The organism is Amycolatopsis sp. NPDC005961, assembly GCF_040629235.1.
Lineage (GTDB): Bacteria > Actinomycetota > Actinomycetes > Mycobacteriales > Pseudonocardiaceae > Amycolatopsis > Amycolatopsis camponoti.
Genome location: NZ_JBEXVF010000078.1, coordinates 23,811 through 41,706, shown reverse-complemented (window position 1 = coordinate 41,706; position 17,896 = coordinate 23,811). Strand labels below are relative to the sequence as shown.

Genomic DNA, 17,896 nt, shown 5'->3' with positions numbered 1-17,896 from the left:
TGATCGTCGCGCTCGGCGCGTGGGTCTTCATCGGGCCGGTGACCTCGGACGACGGCTACATCCTGACGATGGCCCGGGTCACCGAGCAGACCGGGTTCCTCACGAACTACCACCGCTGGTTCGGCGTCGCCGAGGCGCCGTTCGGCTGGTTCTACCACGTGTTCGAGCTGATGGCGCACGTCAGCGTGGTGCCGCCGTGGATCCGGCTGCCGTCGTTCCTGCTCGGCGTGCTCAGCTGGCTGCTGATCAGCCGCGAGGTGATGCCGCGCCTCGGCACCCAGATCCGCACCAGCCGCCCGGCCAGCTGGGCCGCGGCGACGGTGTTCCTGATCTGGTGGATGCCCTACAACAACGGCGTCCGCCCGGAACCGGTGGCCGCGCTCGGCTCGCTGCTGGCGATCTGCGCGGTGGAGCGCACGCTGGTGACGCGGCGGCTGCTGCCCCTGTGCCTCGGCCTGACCGCGGCCGGGTTCACCCTGGCCGCGACGCCGACCGGGCTGATCGCGGTGGCGCCGTTCCTGGTCGCCGCGCGCCCGCTGTTCAAGCTGATCCGCCAGCGCGCCAACGAAAACGGCTGGCTGCCGGTGCTCGCGCCGGTCGCCGCGGCCGGGCTGCTGGTGCTGGTCGTGGTGTTCGCCGACCAGACGTTCGCGACCGTCCAGGAGGCGACCCGGATCCGGACCCAGGTGGGCCCGAACCTGTCGTGGTTCCAAGAGCTCGCGCGCTACCAGCTGCTCTTCGCGGACCTGCCGGACGGCTCGGCGCCGCGCCGGTTCCCGGTGCTGCTGGTCGTGCTCTGCACCGCCGCCTGCCTGGTGATGTTGCTGCGCCGCGGCCGCATCCCCGGCGCGTCGCTCGGCCCGGCCCGCCGCCTGATCGGCACGACGGCGGTGTTCTTCCTGCTCCTGGCCCTGACTCCGACGAAGTGGACGCACCACTTCGGCGCGTTCGCCGCGGTCGGCGCGTCGATGGCGGCGCTGGCCGCGCTCGCGACCAGCTCGACGGTGCTGCGGTCGAAACGCAACCGCGCGGCCTTCCTCGCCGCGCTGCTGGTGGTCGCCGCGCTCGCCGCGACCGGGCCGAACACGTACTGGTTCGTTTCGCGCCTCGGCGTCCAGTGGACGAACGTGGCGCCGTCGGTCGGTGGCATCCCGCTGTCGACGATCCTGCTGGTGGCGGCGGCCGTCGCGGGGATCTACGCGTTCGTGGAGAACGTCCGCGCGCACCGGCCGGGGCTGCCGGCCCAGCCCCAGGAAGGCCGGCTGCGCGCGCTGCGGCTCGGATCGCTGTCCCTGGTGGTGGTCTGCGGCCTGGTGGCGGCGGGCGAGTTCGTCACGATGGCCTGGGCGATCCACAACCAGGCCGGCAGCTACAGCCTGGGCGCGGCCAACGTCGGGCACCTGTTCGGCAAGAGCTGCAACCTCTCCGACCACGTCATGGTGGAGCGCGACGCGGCGACGAGCATCCTGCACCCCCAGTCCGAGCAGCGGACGGTCGCGGAGAAGCCCAAGGAGCCGGAGTCCCCGCTGCCGAACCCCGACCAGGACAACGGCCGCGTCCAGACCGGCTTCCACATGCGCGCCGTCGACGACAAGGACCCGCTGGCCGAACCGCCGCACGGGTTCACCCCGGAGACCGTGCCGATGTGGTCGAGCTACCTCGACCAGGAGACGCGCGCGGGGCGCCTGCGCAGCGACTGGTACGCGCTGACGGAGAAGCCGGCGGACGGCCAGATCGTGGTGGCCACAGCCGGCGAGGCCCGCCGCCCGACGTCGGTGAGCCTCGACTACGGCGTCAACACGCCGGAGGGCGTGAAGGTGCTGCGCAGCCAGTTCGTGCTCCCGCCGGGCTCGGGCACGGGCGGCTGGAACGACACCCGCATCAACCTGCGCGACCTCCCGGCGGAGACGAACGCGGTCCGCATCAACATCGTCGACAACGACCTGACGGAGGACGGCTGGATCGCGGCGTCGGCCCCGCGCGTCCCGACGTTCACGACGCTGACGGACAAGATCGGCTCGAAGCCGGTGTACATCGACTGGCCGGCGTCGTTCGTGTACCCGTGCGCGCAGCCGGTGACGTCCCACGACGGGATCTCGCAGGTCCCGGAGTACCGCATCACGGCCGGCGGCCTGGCGGACGAGGCGGAGTGGGCGTCGTCGACCAACGGCGGGCCGATCGGGTGGCTGGAGGAGCTGGCCGAGGAGCCCGAGGTGCCGAGCTACCTGATCGGGCAGCCGAGCCAGTCGTGGGGCCAGCTGCTGCAGATCGAGCCGTTCACCGAAGGCATCGCGCCGACGGTGGTGCACGGGGAGAAGACCGTGCCGGGGTGGTGGTCCCCGGGACCGGGCCCGAGCCAGCCGAACGGCAAGGACCCGACGCGCTAGGCCTTCGTCCACGCCGTCCGGCGGTGGAGGCGGAACCCCGCCCGCTCCAGGTTCGCCACGCTCGGCGAGCCCGGGCGGGCCGTCGCGACCGCCAGCGTGCAGCCCTCCGCGGCCGCCGCTTCGAGCCTGCGGCGCAGCAACTTCGGCTGCGCGCCCCGGCCGCGGTGCTGCGGCAACGTCGACGCCGCCCCCAGGATCGCGACCCTGGCGTCGATCGTCATGCCCGCGGCCGCGATCGGCGTCTCCCCCTCCCACGCCAGGAAGCGCCGCATGATCGGGAGGCGGTGTTCCGCGGCCATGTACTCCGCCACCGGTCCGGTCACCTCGAACCCGGCCAGCAGGACGCGCAGGAAGACCTCCGCGTCGACCGTTTCCGGCGGCGGAGCCCACCCGGGCTCGAGCCGGCGGACGGCCAGGAACCGGTCGCCCGCCGGGGCCAGGCCCGGCACCGGCAGCCCCGCCGGGGCGACGACCGCCGGGTGGACGCCGTCCCACTCCGGCGAACGCAGCAACCCGGCCACCTCGGGCAGCGTCTCCGGCGTCACCCCGGTCACCGTCGACAGGTACGCGAGCGCGGGGTCGGTCGCCAGTACCGCCAGCAAACCCGCGCGCTCCCACGCCCGGAAGCGGCCGGGTACCTTCGCGGCCGACGCCGCCTCGCCCGCCAGGACCGCCCGGCGGTGCAAGGCGGACTCGGCCGTCAGTAGCTGCGCGGAGTCCACACCACGCCGTTCTCGGCGCGGGTCTTCGACGAACCCACGATCAGCAGGCAGCGCATGTCCACTGTGGACGGATCGAGGTCGCCCAGCGTCGTGACGCGGATGTCCTCCTCCGGGCCGCCGACGTCCCGCGCGACGACCACCGGCGTCGATGGCGCGCGATGGCGGAGCAGTACGCCCCGAGCGTCGGCCAGCTGAGTCGTCCGGGACCGCGACGCCGGGTTGTACAGCGCCAGCACCAGGTCCGCCGCGCCCGCCGCGTCCAGGCGCTTCTCGATGATCTCCCACGGCTTCAGGCGATCCGACAGCGACAGCACGCAGTAGTCGTGCCCGAGCGGCGCGCCGACGCGGGACGCCGCCGCCTGCGCGGCCGTCACCCCCGGGACGATCCGCACGCGGACACCCGTGCCGTGGCCCGAAGACACCTGCTCCAGCACCGCCGACGCCATCGCGAACACCCCCGGGTCACCCGAGGAAACGACCGCGACGCGCGCGCCCGAAGCGGCCAGGGACAACGCATCCCGAGCCCGGTCCGCCTCGACGCGGTTGCCCGACGCGTGCCGCTGCTGGCCCGCTTTCTGCGGCACGCGCGCGACGTACGGCCCGTACCCGACGATGTGCTCAGCGGCCGAAAGCTCCACCGCGGCCTCCGGCGTCAGCCACTCCGGACCGGCCGGACCCAGGCCGACGACCACGACCTCGCCACCGGAAGCCGGCGAAGGAGACGTGGCAGGCGCGGGCGAAACCCGGGACGCGTAAGCCGGCGAAGGCAGCAGCGCCAGCGAAAAGTAAGGCACCGTCGAAGGATCGACCGAAGCGAGGGGCTCGATCCGCTGCTGTCCCCAGGTCGCGCGCTCGACGAAGACGGCGTCGTCCAGCTTCCCGGCCTCTTCGAACGCCTCCCGCACCGAGCCGAACGTGCGGCCGAGCTTCAGCACCGCCGCCGCGTCGGTGTCCGCGAGCCGCCGGGCCAGCTCCGGCGCCGGCAACGTGCCCGGCAGCACGGTCAGCACCTCGTCGCGCTGCACCAGCGGCCGGCCGAGCACCGCCGACGCCGCGCTCACCGACGTCACGCCGGGCACGACGACCGCCTCGAACCGGCCGGAAAGCCGTTCGTGCATGTACATGTACGAGCCGTAGAAGAACGGGTCGCCTTCGCAGAGCAGGACGACGTCGCGTCCCGCGTCGAGGTGCTCGGCGAGCCGCTTCGCGCTCAGCTCGTAGAAGTCCGCGATCGCGCCCTCGTAACCGCCGGGGTGGTCGGTCGTCTCGGTCGTGACCGGGTAGACGAGCTTCTCTTCGACCTGCCCCTCGCGCAGGTACGGCTCGGCCACCGACCGTGCGATGCTGCGCCCGTGCCGGGCGCAGTGGTAGGCGATCACCGACGCTTCGGAGATCAGCCGGGCCGCCTTGACCGTCATCAGTTCCGGGTCGCCGGGGCCGAGCCCGACGCCGTAGAGCGTCCCGGTCATTCTTCGGCGCTCGCGAGGGCGTTGATCGCGGCGACGGCCATCGCGCTGCCGCCGCGCCGGCCGTGCACCACGAGGTACGGCGCCGGTGCCCGCTTGGCCAGCTCCACTTTGGACTCGACCGCGCCGACGAACCCGACCGGCACGCCGATGATCGCCGCGGGCGCGCCGACGCCTTCGTCGAGGATCTCCAGCAGCCGGAACAGCGCGGTCGGCGCGTTGCCGATCGCGACGACCGAGCCGGGCAGCTTGTCACGCCACAGTTCCAGCGCCGCCGCCGAGCGCGTGGTGCCCATCCGCTCGGCGAGCCCCGGCACCGAAGGGTCCGAGAGCGTGCAGACGACTTCGTTGCCCGCGGGCAGGCGCCGCCGGGTGACGCCGCTGGCGATCATCTGCGCGTCGCACAGGATCGGCGCGCCGGCTTCGAGCGCGGCGCGGCCGGACTCGACGACGTCGAGCGTGTAGCGCAGGTCGTCGACCAGATCGACCATGCCGCAGGCGTGGATCATCCGGACCGCCAGGCCCGCCACGTCGTCGGGCAGGATCGCCAGGTCCGCCTCCTCGCGGATCGTGGCGAACGAGTGCCGGTAGATCTCGGCACCGTCCCGCAGGTAGTCGATCACAGCTTCCCTTCCATCTCGTCGAGCGGCACCCACCGGCCGTCGATGCGATAGCCGCCCGCTTCGGCGACGACGTCCACATGGGACTGCGACGGCTTCCCGCACCGCCGTTCACAGCCCGAGAAGTGCGCGCGCAGGCCCGGCCGGAAGACGGCATCGGCCCGTACGTCGGCGCGCGACTTCGCGCAGCCGGGCCGTCCGATGCACGCGCTCGTGCCGAGCGGCACGCCCCCGAAGCCCAGCCGCTCGAAGACGTCGGCGGGCACGTCCGGCAGGACCAGCGACTTCCACGGCGTGACCAGCGCCGGACCGAACTCCGCCAGGGCGCGGGCCTGCTCGGCGGAGAGCTGCCCGAAACGCGGCACGACCCCCGCCGCGACCCCGGCGATCATCCCGACGGGCACCGGGACGTCACCCCGCGGCACCGGCGTCCCCCGCCAGGCGGGGTCGTCGAGTTCGGCGACGCGCCAGGCGGATCCGCGCACCCGGCCGAACTCCAGCGCGACCTCGATCAGCGCGGAAACGGCGTCGGCGAGACGCACCCGACGTCCGGTATCGCCCCCGGCGAGCAGCAGGGTTCCTTCGTCCGCGGCGAGCGCGCGCCAGCAGACGTCGGCACCTTCCCCGGCGACGTCACCGCGGCCGTCGTCGAAGGCGAAGAGGAACCGGCCGGGCAGCGAGGCCAGCTCCGGCGTCGAACACAGCACGGCATCGAGCGACGCGGCCAGCCCCCGGACGTCGGCGAGGCCACCGTGCAGCCCGCTCAACGGCGAGGCCAGCACGTTCCGGACCCGCTCGTGCGACGGCGAAGGCAGCAGGCCGGCGTCGGTCAGCCGCGCCGCGAGGCCGGGCCGGGTGACGCCGCGCAGCTGGACGTTGCCGCGCGAGGTGAGGTGGAGGTCGCCGTCGCCGCACTCTTCGGCGGCATCCGCCAGCGCGCGCAGCTGCGCCGCGGAAACCGCACCTCCGGGCAGCCGGACGCGGGCCAATGGGCCGTCGGCGGCGTCGTGGGGTGCGAAAACACCCGGGCACGCGTCGGCTCGCACACGCGCTGGGGTCGGCATGGGAGTCACTGTAGCTGGCGGTTTTCCGGCTCCGGCGGGTCCGCGCGCGGCCGGATCCTGGCGATTCCGGCGTCCAGGTCCACGTCACGCCACGGAGGCGCGCCTTCGGCGTCCTGCTCGACGAGCATCGACATCGTTTCCCGGTGTTCCAGCTCACGCCGCTTGGTGCCGTAGAGGAACGCGGTCGTCTCTTCGATGTAGGTCGCGGACAGCCGCGCCTTGAAGCGGGAGCCGTTCTTGCGCGGCCGCAGCTCGATCGCGGCCATGACCAGCAGGATCCACGACGCCGCCCGGCAGAGCCAGCCCCAGCCAAGTACCCATGCCCGGCGAACCGGATGACCGCGAGTCAAGTTCCCGGCACAGCAGAAGTCTGATCGAATGTAGTAGGTGTGCTACATTCGATCGCACCAGTTCGATGGGGGTTCGAGATGAGAGATCCAGCTGTCCCCGTGGTCCGCGTGCGCGGGCTCCGGATGCGCTACGGCGCGAACGACGTGCTCCACGGCGTCGAGTTCGAAGCCCACCGGGGCGAGGTCGTCTGCCTGCTCGGGCCGAACGGCGCGGGCAAGACGACGACGATCGAGATCCTCGAGGGTTTCCGCATGCGGTCGGCCGGCGAGGTCAGCGTGCTCGGGATCGACCCGGCCCACGGCGGTGAAGACTGGCGGGCGCGGCTGGGGGTCGTGCTCCAGTCGTGGCGCGACCACGGGAAGTGGCGCGTCCGGGAGCTGCTCGCGCACCTCGGCCGCTACTACGCGCCGTACTCGACGGCGTCGCACCAGCGGCCGTGGGACGCCGACGAGCTGATCGCGGCCGTCGGGCTCGCCGAGCACGCGCAGAAGAAGATCAAGACGCTGTCCGGGGGCCAGCGCCGGCGGCTCGACGTCGCGATCGGCATCGTCGGGCGCCCCGAGCTGCTGTTCCTCGACGAGCCGACCGCGGGTTTCGACCCGGAGGCGCGCCGCGAGTTCCACGACCTCGTGCACCGGCTCTCCGACGAGCTCGACACCACGATCCTGCTCACCACGCACGACCTCGACGAGGCCGAGAAGCTGGCCGACCGGATCCTCATCCTCAACGGCGGGCGGATCATCGCCGACGGCTCGGCCGACGCGCTGTCCCGCCGGATCTCCGGCGAGGCCGAGGTCCGCTGGACGATCGACGGCCAGCGCTTCGTGCACTCGACGACCGAAGCGACGAAGTACGTGTACGACCTGTTCAAGCAGCACGGCGAAGCCGTCTCGGACCTCGAGGTCCGGCGGGCGTCGCTGGAGGACACCTACATGACGCTGGTGCACCGCGCGGAAGCCGGCGGCGAAACCGAGATCGGCCTCCAGGAAGCGGGTGCGCGATGAACGCCAGGACCGTCGCCCTGCGAGCCGGGCTGGACCGCGGCTGGATCGAGTTCAAGCAGACGTGGACCAACCGGGACGACGTCATCGGCCAGTTCGTCTTCGTCGCGCTCTTCCTCGGCACGCTGTTCTTCATGCGGAACGCGACCCTGCCCGGCACCGGCTTCTCGCTCGGCGCGGCGACCGTGCCCGGCGTGCTCGGCGCCGGGATCGTGTTCAACGGCTTGAACAGCACGGCGGGCTACCTCGCCATCGACCGCGAGGACGGCACGCTGCTGCGCGCGAAAGCGACGCCGAACGGCATGCTCGGCTACCTGGTCGGGAAGACGACGGCGGTGGCGATGGCGCAGGTCACCGGGATCCTGCTGGTGCTGGTCCCGTGCCTGTTCCTGTTCGATTCCCTGGCTCCCGACGGCGTCTGGTCGTACGTGCACCTGCTGTGGGTGCTGGCGCTCGGACTGGTCGCGACCCTGCCGCTCGGGGCCGCGCTGGGGTCGCTCACCAACAGCCCGCGGTCCATCGCGCTGATCACGCTGCCGATCATGGGCCTGGGCGCGATTTCGGGGATCTTCTACCCGATCACGGCGCTGCCGAGCTGGGTGCAGGGCATCGCGCAGGCGTTCCCGATGTACTGGCTGGGCCTCGGGATGCGCTCGGCGCTGCTGCCCGACAGCGCGGTGGTCGTCGAGATCGGCCAGTCGTGGCGGCCGTTGCCGACCCTGGCCGTGCTCGTCGCGTGGTCCGTGATCGGATTGGCACTGGCCCCGGTCCTGCTCCGCCGCATGGCGCGGCGGGAAGCGGGTTCGTCGGTGGCCGAACGGCGGGAGAAGGCCATGCAGCGTGTGGGGTGAATCATGAGCGAGGTCGTCTACAACCGGATCGCGATGCTGCGCGCGGAGCGGTCGATCTCGCGGCGCCAGCTGGCGGAGGCCTTGGGCGTGCACTACCAGACGATCGGCTACCTGGAGCGCGGCGAGTACAGCCCGAGCTTGTTCGTGGCGCTGCGGATCGCGGAGTTCTTCGAGGTCCCGCTGGAAGTCTTGTTCTCGACGAAGCCGTTCCCGCGGCTGGGAGAGCAGTCCGCCTAGGGCTTGCGCAGGTCGGCCTCGACGAGCGCGCGGACGACGTCGTCGCGCCGGGTCTCCCGGACCGTCCGGCTGAGCTCGACGTGCAGGAACGGCGTGCCGCCGGCGGCCTGGCTCTGGACGTTCGTCGTCCCGGCCAGGCCGCGGCACGGGTCGGCCCAGGCGCGGCAGACCCGGAACCCGGCGTCGGCGAGGCGGTCGGCCGCGCGGCGGGCGGCGTCCCCGGTTTCGGCGGCCCCGGCGGAGACCACGACGTCCGCCGAGATCAGCGTGGTGTCGTTGAAGCCGTGCAGCTGGACCTGGGGCAGGCCGCGCCGGGCCAGCAGCGTGGTGACGACGTGGAAGACGGTCCCGGTGTCGTGCGCGGGGTCTTCCCGGCGCCGGTGGGCGCCGCCGACCGCGAGGATCGCGCCCGGGGTGCGCCGGAACAGCTCGAGACCGATCAGCTCGGTGCGCAGGTCGGATGAGGCGTGCGGCGCCTCGACCACCAGTGACGGCGGCGCGGACCGGTCGAGCGCGTACAGGCCCCAGGCCCGTTCGGAGTCCGGCTCCTGGCGGACGAGACTGCCGTCTTCGACGGAAAAGCCCAGCTCATCGAGGTCGTGCGGGGCCTGGTCGAGGAGCGCGGCGAACCCGGCTTCGGCGGCCGCCAGCTCGGCCGCGGTCGCCCGGCGGTAGGGCCCGCGGCTCGACTGGGCCGCGGTGAAGTCACGGAGGAAGGCTTCCAAGCCGCCAGGCTACCGAGGGCCGGTCAACGTCACCTTGACGCACCTCGACCGGCACCGGAGAGTGGAGCCGATACCCACGCGTCGGCAGGTGGAGGAACCCGGTGAGAGTCCGGGGCGGTCCCGCCACTGTCATCGGAGAGCGCTGTGCTCGATGTCCCCTCCGCGGGAGGGAGTACGTCGGGGCTCTCCGGGAGCCAGGAACTCCGGCCGGCGCGACCGTCGACCCGGGGCGCGGACCCCGAGGAGGAACCTCGTGATCCTGCTTCTGTCCACTTCGGACACCGACCTGCTCAGCGCGCGCTCGGCCGAGGGCGAGTACCGGCTGGCGAACCCCTCGCGGATCGACGTCGCCGAGCTGCCGGCCCTGCTCGACGGCGTGCGCATCGTGGTCGTCCGCATCCTCGGCACCCCGCGGACCTGGCAGGAAGGCCTGGACAGGCTGCGCGCGTCGGGCGCGCACGTCGTCGTCCTGGGCGGGGAGCAGACGCCGGACGCCGAGCTGATGAAGCTCTCGACGGTCCCGGCCGGCATCGCCGCCGAGGCCCACGCCTACCTCGCGCAGGGCGGCCCGGCGAACCTCACCCAGCTGCACCGGTTCCTCTCCGACACGCTCCTGCTCACCGGCGACGGCTTCGAGCCGCCCGCCCGGCAGCCCGAATGGGGCGTCCTGGAGCGGTCTTCGCAGGCCACGGGCCCGGTCATCGGGATCCTGTACTACCGGGCGCACCACCTGTCCGGGAACACGAACTTCGTCCACGTCCTCGCCGACGAGATCGAAGCCGCGGGCGGGCGGGCGTTGCCGATCTACTGTGCTTCGCTGCGTACGCGCGAGCCGGAGATGATGGCCGAGCTGGCTTCCGTGGACGCCTTGCTGGTCACGGTGCTCGCGGCGGGCGGCACGCGGCCGTCCGAGGTGGGGGCCGGAGGCGACGACGAGGCGTGGGACGTCGCCGAGATGGCCGCGCTCGACGTCCCGATCCTGCAGGCGATGTGCCTGACGAGCGACCGTGAGACGTGGACGGCGAGCGACGAAGGCCTTTCGCCACTCGACGCCGGGAACCAGATGGCCGTCCCGGAGTTCGACGGGCGCCTGATCACCGTGCCGTTCTCGTTCAAGGAGCTGGACGAAGACGGCCTCCCCCGGTACGTCCCGGACGCCGAACGCGCGTCCCGCGTCGCTCGCATCGCGCTGGCGCACGCTCGCCTCCGTCACACACCGCCTGCTTCCCGGCGTATCGCGCTGATGCTGTCCGCGTACCCGACGAAGCACTCTCGCGTCGGCAACGCGGTCGGGCTGGACACGCCCGCGTCGGCGATCGAACTGCTGCGGCGGATGCGCGAACAGGGCTACGACCTGGGCGCGGACGCTTTCCCGGGCGTCGACCCGACCGGCACCGACCAGCCCGACGGTGACGCGCTGATCCACGCGCTGATCGCGGCGGGCGGGCAGGACCCGGAGTGGCTGACCGAGGAACAGCTTTCCGGTAACCCGATCCGGGTGCCCGCCGCCCGCTACCAGGCATGGTTCGACGCGCTGCCCGCGGAGCTGCGTTCGGGGGTGGAAGAGCACTGGGGCCCGGCGCCGGGCGAGCTGTACGTCGACAACGGGGACATCGTGCTGGCGTCGCTGCAGAGCGGCAACGTCATCATCATGATCCAGCCGCCGCGCGGGTTCGGCGAGAACCCCGTCGCGATCTACCACAACCCGGACCTGCCGCCGAGCCACCACTACCTGGCCGCGTACCGGTGGCTGGAGGAGGAGTTCGGGGCGCACGCCGTCGTGCACCTGGGCAAGCACGGGTCCCTGGAATGGCTGCCGGGCAAGACGGCCGGGCTCTCGGCGTCGTGCGCGCCGGATGCCGTGCTCGGGAACCTGCCGCTGGTGTACCCGTTCCTGATCAACGACCCGGGCGAGGGCGCGCAGGCGAAGCGGCGGGCGCACGCGACGATCGTCGACCACCTGATCCCGCCGATGGCGCGGGCGGAGTCGTACGGCGACCTGGCGCGGCTGGAGCAGCTGCTCGACGAGCACGCGAACATCGCGGCGATGGACCCGGCGAAGCTGCCGGCGATCCGCGCCCAGATCTGGACGCTGATCCAGGCGGCGAAGCTGGACCACGACCTCGGCGTCGGCGAGCGGCCGCACGACGCGGAGTTCGACGACTTCCTGCTGCACATCGACGGCTGGCTGTGCGAGGTCAAGGACGCGCAGATCCGCGACGGGCTGCACATCCTCGGCGCGGCGCCGGTCGGCGAGGCACGCGTCAACCTCGTGCTGGCGATGCTGCGGGCGTCGCAGATGTGGGGCGGCCGCGAAGGTGCGGTGCCGGGGTTGCGGTCGGCACTGGGGCTGAAGGAAGACGCGTCGACGTCCGAAGTGGACGCGGTCGAGAAGACGGCGCGGGAACTCGTCCAGACGATGGAGATGCGCGGCTGGGACGCCACGGCGGTCGAGTCGGTGGCGCCGGATCCCGAGGTCGCCCGGGTACTTTCCTTCGCGGCCACCGAGATCGTCCCGCGGCTGGCGGGGACGTCCGCCGAGCTGGACGCGGTGCTGCACGCGCTGGACGGCGGGTACATCCCGGCCGGGCCGAGCGGGTCGCCGTTGCGCGGGCTGGTGAACGTGCTGCCGACCGGGCGCAACTTCTACACGGTCGACCCGAAGGCGATCCCGAGCCGGCTGGCCTGGGAAACGGGACAGGCGCTGGCGGACTCGCTCCTTCGCCGCTATCGCGAGGACAACGGCGACTGGCCGCGCTCGGTCGGGCTGTCGGTGTGGGGGACGTCGGCGATGCGGACGTCCGGCGACGACGCGGCGGAAGTCCTGGCGCTGCTGGGCGTCCAGCCGGTGTGGGACGAGGCATCGCGGCGGGTCACGGGCATCGAGGCGATCCCGCTGGCCGAGCTGGGCCGGCCCCGCATCGACGTGACGATCCGGATCAGCGGCTTCTTCCGCGACGCGTTCCCGCACGTGATCGCCATGATGGACGACGCGGTGCGGCTGGTGGCGTCCTTGGACGAGCCGTCGTCGGAGAACTTCGTCCGGGCCCACGTTTCTTCCGACCTGGCCGCCCACGGCGACACCCGCCGGGCGACGACCCGGATCTTCGGCTCGAAGCCGGGAGCGTACGGCGCGGGGCTGTTGCCGTTGATGGACAGCGGAAACTGGCGCGACGACAAGGACCTGGCGGAGGTGTACGCGGTCTGGGGCGGCTTCGCCTACGGCCGCGACCTCGACGGACGCCCGGCGCGCGAGGACATGGAGAGCGCGTACAAGCGCATCGTGGTGGCGGCGAAGAACACGGACACGCGCGAGCACGACATCGCGGATTCGGACGACTACTTCCAGTACCACGGCGGGATGATCGCGACGGTCCGCGCGTTGACCGGAACGGCCCCGACGTCCTACGTGGGCGACAGCACGTCGCCGGACGCGGTCCGTACGCGGACTCTCGGCGAAGAGACGGCACGGGTGTTCCGCGCCCGGGTGGTGAACCCCCGCTGGCTGGCGGCGATGCGACGTCACGGGTACAAGGGCGCGTTCGAGCTGGCGGCCACAGTGGACTACCTGTTCGGCTTCGACGCCACGGCAGGCGTGGTCGGCGACTGGATGTACGAGAAGCTCACCGAGTCGTACGTGCTGGACGAGGTGAACCAGGAGTTCCTGCGCCAGGCCAATCCGTGGGCGCTGCGGGGAATCGTGGAGCGGTTGAACGAGGCCGCGGACCGCGGGCTGTGGGCGGAGCCGGACCCGGAGCTGCTGGCTCGCATGCGTGAGGTCTACCTGTCGCTGGAAGGTGACCTGGAGGCACAGTAGCTAGCCGTGCCACCGGACGGCTCGGGTGATCGTGCCGACGAGCCGATCGACCGTCCCCTCGGCGAACGTCCCGGAGTGCCGGCCTCGTCCGTGTTCGGCGGCGACGAGGCCGGCCAGCTCGGTCCAGGTCAGCCAGGCACAGGATTCCGCCACCCGCGCCTGGAGCTCGGCGAGCGACCACGGGTGCGGAGCGGACTTCGCGTGGACGGACTCCAGGTTCACGGCCACCGCGTCGGCGACGTCGAACCGCCCGCTCCGTCCCCTGATCGCGACCGGCGGCGGAGTGCCCAGCACGAGGAGAAGCAGGGGCGTCCGCGTTCCGGCCATCGCGGTGACAGCCAGGTACTCGCGGGCGAGTTGTTCCGGCCCGAAGGTGCCGGACCGAATCGCCTTCGCTTCCAGGAGAACCAAGGTATTCGGCGAGGCGATCGTCGCGTCCGGCTGCACGATCAGCCGCTCGCCGCGCCCCGCCGCCGTGGAGTTGAGGGCGAATTCCTCCGGAAGGAACACCATCTCCGCGGCTTCGGCCTCGTCGGCCGCCTGTGCGGCAGCGTCCGCCGCACCATGTGCGTGCCGGAGAACAGCGGCCAGATACGCATCACGGGGTAAGTAGTCCAGTGCGGTGAGGACTTCCGCCGTGAGCACGTTCTCCTTACCGCGCCCGCCGTCGCGGTACTTGACGACCGATCGGCCCTCCCACGAGATCTCCTCCAGCAGGCGGGACAACGGGGTGCGGGGCACATCGCCGGGCGTGGTCACCCTGGCCACTGTAACGCGGAAACGCCCGGGAAACGCGGGCCGGAGTTGGGTGGCGGGCATGATCACCGCCGCTCCTCCGAAGACCCGTCCCTGGGCGCTTCCGCTCATCTGCCTCGGTGCCGCCGTGCTCTACGCCTGGAAGATCGGCGACGGCCAGCTCGGCAACACCTACTACTCCGCCGCCGTCAAGTCGATGACCGGCGGCTTCACGAACTTTCTCTTCGGCTCCTTCGACCCCTACGGCGTCGTCACGGTCGACAAACCGCCGATGGCCCTGTGGCCGCAAGCGCTTTCCGTGCTGATCTTCGGCTTCCACGGATGGGCGCTGCTGCTGCCGCAGGTCCTCGAAGGCGTCGCGACCGTCTTCCTGCTCCACCGCACCGTCCGGCGGTGGGCGGGCGAGAACGTCGCTCTCCTGGCCGCGACGATCCTCGCCCTGACGCCGGTCACCGTGATCATGGACCGCGACAACAACCCCGACACGCTGCTCGTCCTGTCCCTGGTCGCCGCCGCCTACGCGCTCACCCGTGCACTCGAAGACGGCCGGAAATGGCTGTGGTGGTGCGCTTTCTTCGTCGGCTGCGGGTTCCTGACGAAGATGCTGCAGGCGTGGATCATCGTGCCCGCCCTCGTCGCTGCCTACCTCGCCGGGACGAGCGGGCCGCTCAAGCGCCGCCTCCTGGACCTCCTCGGCGCCGGCGCGGTCCTGGCCGTCTCGTCGTTCTGGTGGATCGCGCTCCACGACTGGTGGCCCGGCGCCAAGCCGTACACCGGCGGCAGCGAAGACGGCTCCGCGTGGGACCTCGTCTTCGGCTACAACGGCTTCGGCCGCCTCTCCGGCGACGGCGAAAGCGGCGGCATGATGATCATGCGCAATGGGCAGCAGACCATGACGTCTTTCGGCGGCGATCCCGGGCCGTTCCGGATGTTCAACGACCTCGTGGGCGGCCAGATCTCCTGGCTGCTGCCGCTCGCGCTGCTCGTCCTGGTCGTCCTCGGCCGCCGATGGCGCGACGCCGGCTGGCTGCTCTGGGGCGGCTGGCTGCTCGTGACGACCGCCGTCTTCAGCTTCGCCGGCGGCATCTGGCACCCGTACTACACGACGGCGATGGCCCCCGCGATCGCGGCGATCTCCGCCGCCGGGCTCGCGCTGCTGTGGCGGCACCACCGGCGGACCCTGCTCCCGATCGCCATCGCGGGGAGCGCGGCCTGGGCGTTCGTCCTGACGTCGCGCGACACGACCTTCTACGGCTGGACGCGCTGGGCCGTGATCGGGACAGCGCTGCTCGCGATCGCCTGGCTGGTGGTGGCGCCGCAGCGACGCGCGCTCGTCGCCGCGCTGGTTCCGCTGCTGCTCACCCCGGCCGTGTGGTCGTTCGACGCCGCGCAGAGCACGTCCGCCGGGACGCTCCCCGCCGCCGGACCGGCCACCGGTCCCGGTGCGCCGCCACCGCCGATGTCACCCGGTGGACCGCAACCACGGCTGACGCTCTCCGGCGGCGACGGCACGGCCACGCTGTCCGACGAGCAACGCCGCATCCTCGACTACGCCCGCCGGAACGGCACCGAGATCACCCTGGCGGTGAACGCCGAAGCGGGCGCGGTCGCGCCGTTCCTCATCGACTCGGACGCGACCGTCATCGGCATGGGCGGCTTCGGCGGCCGCGACGACGCGCCGTCGGTCGCGCAGCTCGACCAGTGGCTCGCCGAGGGCAAGCTCCGGTTCGTGCTGAGCGGCGCGGGAACCCCGCCCGGGCCAGCACGGAGCCCGGTCCAGGCCGAACGCCGGCGCTGGATCGAGCAGCACTGCACGGTCGTCGACCCCGCCGCGTACGGCGGCCGTCCCGCCCCCGGCCCCGGCGACGGTCCGGTGCGCGTCGGCGGCGCGGACACGCTCTACCGGTGCCGCTAACGGCGAGGAAACACCGCCGCGGCGATCATGGCGGCATGCGGGTCCTGGTGGTGGAGGACGAGCCGATGCTCGCGGACGCGATCGCGGAGTGGCTGCGCGACGAGGCGCACGCCGTCGACGTCGCCCACGACGGCGGCGCCGCGCTCGAGCGGATCGCCGTGCACGACTACGACGTCGTCGTGCTCGACCGGGACCTGCCGGTCGTGCACGGCGACGACGTCTGCCGCCGGGTGGTGGCGTCCGAGGCGGCGACGCGGGTGCTGATGCTCACGGCGGCCGTCGAGATCACCGACCGCGTCGACGGGTTGTCGCTCGGTGCCGACGACTACCTCACCAAGCCGTTCGCCTTCCCGGAGCTGGCCGCGCGCATCCAGTCGCTGGGGCGGCGCTGCCGGCCGGCCGCGCCACCGGTCCTGCGCCGCTCCGGCGTGACGCTCGATCCGGCGCGCCACGAGGTGTTCCGCGACGGGCGCTATCTGCCACTGTCCAAAAAGGAGTTCGCCGTGCTCGCCGAGCTGCTGCGCGCCGACGGCGCCGCCGTGTCCGCGGAACACCTGCTGGAGAAGGCGTGGGACGAGCACGCGGACCCGTTCACCGGCGCGGTCCGGCTCACGATCCTCAAACTGCGCCGCAAGCTCGGTGACCCACCGCTGGTGGAGACGGTCACCGGGGTCGGCTACCGGCTCCGGTGAGCCTCCGGCTGCGGCTGACCGTGCTCTACGGCGGCCTGTTCCTGCTGGCGGGCGGCGCGCTGCTGGGCGTCACGTACCTGCTGTTCACGCGGCAGGTCGGGCAGCGGGTCACGTTCCTCGCGGGCACCGGGCCAGCCGGCTTGCCGTCGCTGCCTTCACCGGAGACGTTCGACGAGCAGGCGCGTCAGGTGCGCGAGGCGGCGGCGACGTCGCTGCTGACGCAGGGGGCGATCGCGCTCGGCGCGGTGGCGGTGCTCGCAGCGGGGCTGGGCTGGCTGGTCGCGGGCCGGGCGCTGGCCCCGTTGCGGCAGGTGACGGACACCGCGCGCCGGATCGCGGCGGCCGCCGACCCGGGCGGCCAGCCGCGGATCGCGGTGCGCGGGCCCGACGACGAGGTGAAGACGCTCGCCGACGCGTTCGACGTGATGGTCGAGCGGCTCGACCGGTCGTTCGACGCGCAACGCCGGTTCGTCGCGAACGCGTCGCACGAGCTGCGCACCCCGCTGACGCTCAACCGCTCGCTGGTCGAGGTGGCGATGCACCGCCGCACGGCTTCCGACGACGTCCGGCAGCTCGGTGGCAAGCTGCTGCGGATCAACGCGCGGCACGAGAAGCTGATCAGCGGGTTGCTGCTGCTGGCCCGGTCGGAGAGCGCGCTGACCGAGCGGTGCCCGGTGGATCTGGCGGCGGTGGTGGCGCACGTGGTGCCGCCGGAGGTTTCGGCGGACCTCGGCGAGGCGACGGCACTGGGCGACGCGCTGATGCTGGAGCGGCTGGCGCACAACCTGGTGGAGAACGGCCTCCGCCACAACATCGAGGGCGGCTGGGTGCGGGTGACGACCCGGGCGTCGCCGGGCCGGGTGGAGCTGGAGGTGGCCAACAGCGGCCCCGTGATCCCCCCGGCCGAGGTGCCGGCCCTGTTCGACCCGTTCCACCGGCGCGCCCGGGTGGCCGCGGAGGGCGCCGGACTGGGGTTGTCGATCGTGCGGTCGGTGGCGCACGCGCACGGCGGGGAGGTGACGGCGACAGCGCGGCCGGAAGGCGGGCTGGTGGTCGTCGTGTCGCTGCCGCGGGCTTGAAGCCGCTTGCCCGTTTCTCCGCCCCTTCTTACCCCGCTGTGCCATCGAACCCCGCCTCAACGCGCGCCGATCCGGTCGTCGCCTTACTCTCTGGCGCTCTCCGTCGTTCGCTTCGCCCGATCCTCACCCGTGCGGCGCCATTATCGGACGAATATCGGACACCGCGGCGCTTTTCACCCGTCGATTCCCCCTATCCGACCTTCGCGTCTTGAC

At 72.4% G+C, this 17,896-nt stretch carries 15 protein-coding genes and 1 riboswitch; of the genes, 8 read left to right on the top strand and 7 right to left on the bottom strand.

Going from position 1 to position 17,896, the window contains the following annotated elements; translation table 11 throughout:
* The coding region (locus ABZ342_RS41605) for an arabinosyltransferase domain-containing protein (RefSeq protein ID WP_360485465.1) at positions 1-2,387 on the top strand (2,387 nt) is incomplete at its 5' end.
* Here the strand turns inward: ABZ342_RS41605 and ABZ342_RS41600 are convergent.
* The 5 genes from ABZ342_RS41600 to ABZ342_RS41580 are packed head-to-tail and all read right to left on the bottom strand — an operon-like array spanning position 2,384 to position 6,525.
* Complete coding sequence (locus tag ABZ342_RS41600; protein WP_360485462.1) at positions 2,384-3,109, bottom strand: GNAT family N-acetyltransferase; 726 nt, start codon at positions 3,107-3,109, stop codon at positions 2,384-2,386. The two genes, ABZ342_RS41605 and ABZ342_RS41600, sit on opposite strands and share 4 nt — an antisense overlap.
* Complete coding sequence (locus ABZ342_RS41595) at positions 3,088-4,578, bottom strand: precorrin-2 C(20)-methyltransferase (protein ID WP_360485459.1); 1,491 nt, start codon at positions 4,576-4,578, stop codon at positions 3,088-3,090. Before ABZ342_RS41595 ends, ABZ342_RS41600 begins: the two co-directional genes overlap by 22 nt.
* Positions 4,575-5,198, bottom strand: coding sequence for a precorrin-8X methylmutase (locus tag ABZ342_RS41590; RefSeq protein WP_360485456.1), 624 nt, complete (start codon positions 5,196-5,198; stop codon positions 4,575-4,577). The genes ABZ342_RS41595 and ABZ342_RS41590 overlap by 4 nt, the downstream gene beginning before the upstream one ends.
* Complete coding sequence (locus tag ABZ342_RS41585) at positions 5,195-6,259, bottom strand: precorrin-3B synthase (protein WP_360485453.1); 1,065 nt, start codon at positions 6,257-6,259, stop codon at positions 5,195-5,197. Before ABZ342_RS41585 ends, ABZ342_RS41590 begins: the two co-directional genes overlap by 4 nt.
* Positions 6,260-6,264: 5 nt before the next feature.
* On the bottom strand, positions 6,265-6,525 hold the full coding sequence (locus tag ABZ342_RS41580) for a DUF6191 domain-containing protein (protein WP_360485450.1): 261 nt from the start codon (positions 6,523-6,525) through the stop codon (positions 6,265-6,267).
* A gap of 162 nt (positions 6,526-6,687) precedes the next feature.
* Here ABZ342_RS41580 and ABZ342_RS41575 point away from each other — a divergent pair, with 162 nt between their 5' ends.
* Genes ABZ342_RS41575 through ABZ342_RS41565 form a run of 3 tightly spaced genes read left to right on the top strand, consistent with a single transcriptional unit; the run spans position 6,688 to position 8,699 of the window.
* Positions 6,688-7,614, top strand: a complete 927-nt coding sequence (locus tag ABZ342_RS41575) for an ABC transporter ATP-binding protein (protein ID WP_360485447.1) — start codon at positions 6,688-6,690, stop codon at positions 7,612-7,614.
* A complete protein-coding gene (locus ABZ342_RS41570; RefSeq protein ID WP_360485444.1) occupies positions 7,611-8,462 on the top strand; it encodes an ABC transporter permease in 852 nt (283 codons plus the stop codon). The genes ABZ342_RS41575 and ABZ342_RS41570 overlap by 4 nt, the downstream gene beginning before the upstream one ends.
* Before the next feature lie 3 nt (positions 8,463-8,465).
* Complete coding sequence (locus ABZ342_RS41565) at positions 8,466-8,699, top strand: helix-turn-helix transcriptional regulator (RefSeq protein ID WP_155541712.1); 234 nt, start codon at positions 8,466-8,468, stop codon at positions 8,697-8,699.
* Here the strand turns inward: ABZ342_RS41565 and ABZ342_RS41560 are convergent.
* Positions 8,696-9,424: a hypothetical protein gene (locus ABZ342_RS41560; RefSeq protein WP_360485440.1), complete on the bottom strand. Its 729-nt coding sequence runs from the start codon at positions 9,422-9,424 to the stop codon at positions 8,696-8,698. The genes ABZ342_RS41565 and ABZ342_RS41560 overlap by 4 nt on opposite strands.
* Before the next feature lie 91 nt (positions 9,425-9,515).
* Positions 9,516-9,628: riboswitch (cobalamin riboswitch) on the top strand.
* A 49-nt stretch (positions 9,629-9,677) separates the two neighbouring features.
* On the opposite strand from ABZ342_RS41560, the gene cobN reads away from it, so the two are divergent.
* Complete coding sequence (gene cobN / locus ABZ342_RS41555; protein ID WP_360485437.1) at positions 9,678-13,241, top strand: cobaltochelatase subunit CobN; 3,564 nt, start codon at positions 9,678-9,680, stop codon at positions 13,239-13,241.
* Here cobN and ABZ342_RS41550 read toward each other — a convergent pair whose 3' ends face one another.
* Positions 13,242-14,000, bottom strand: a complete 759-nt coding sequence (locus ABZ342_RS41550) for a hypothetical protein (RefSeq protein ID WP_360485434.1) — start codon at positions 13,998-14,000, stop codon at positions 13,242-13,244. It lies immediately after the preceding gene.
* Between the two features lie 58 nt (positions 14,001-14,058).
* Here ABZ342_RS41550 and ABZ342_RS41545 point away from each other — a divergent pair, with 58 nt between their 5' ends.
* From ABZ342_RS41545 to ABZ342_RS41535, 3 genes are read left to right on the top strand one after another with little or no spacing between them, the layout of a single operon-like run.
* Positions 14,059-15,912, top strand: coding sequence for a glycosyltransferase family 39 protein (locus ABZ342_RS41545; protein ID WP_360485431.1), 1,854 nt, complete (start codon positions 14,059-14,061; stop codon positions 15,910-15,912).
* Between the two features lie 35 nt (positions 15,913-15,947).
* Positions 15,948-16,604, top strand: coding sequence for a response regulator transcription factor (locus tag ABZ342_RS41540; RefSeq protein ID WP_360485430.1), 657 nt, complete (start codon positions 15,948-15,950; stop codon positions 16,602-16,604).
* Positions 16,601-17,683 (top strand): HAMP domain-containing sensor histidine kinase, encoded by a 1,083-nt coding sequence (locus ABZ342_RS41535; protein WP_360485427.1) that lies wholly within the window; start codon positions 16,601-16,603, stop codon positions 17,681-17,683. The genes ABZ342_RS41540 and ABZ342_RS41535 overlap by 4 nt, the downstream gene beginning before the upstream one ends.
* Positions 17,684-17,896 lie beyond the last annotated feature (213 nt).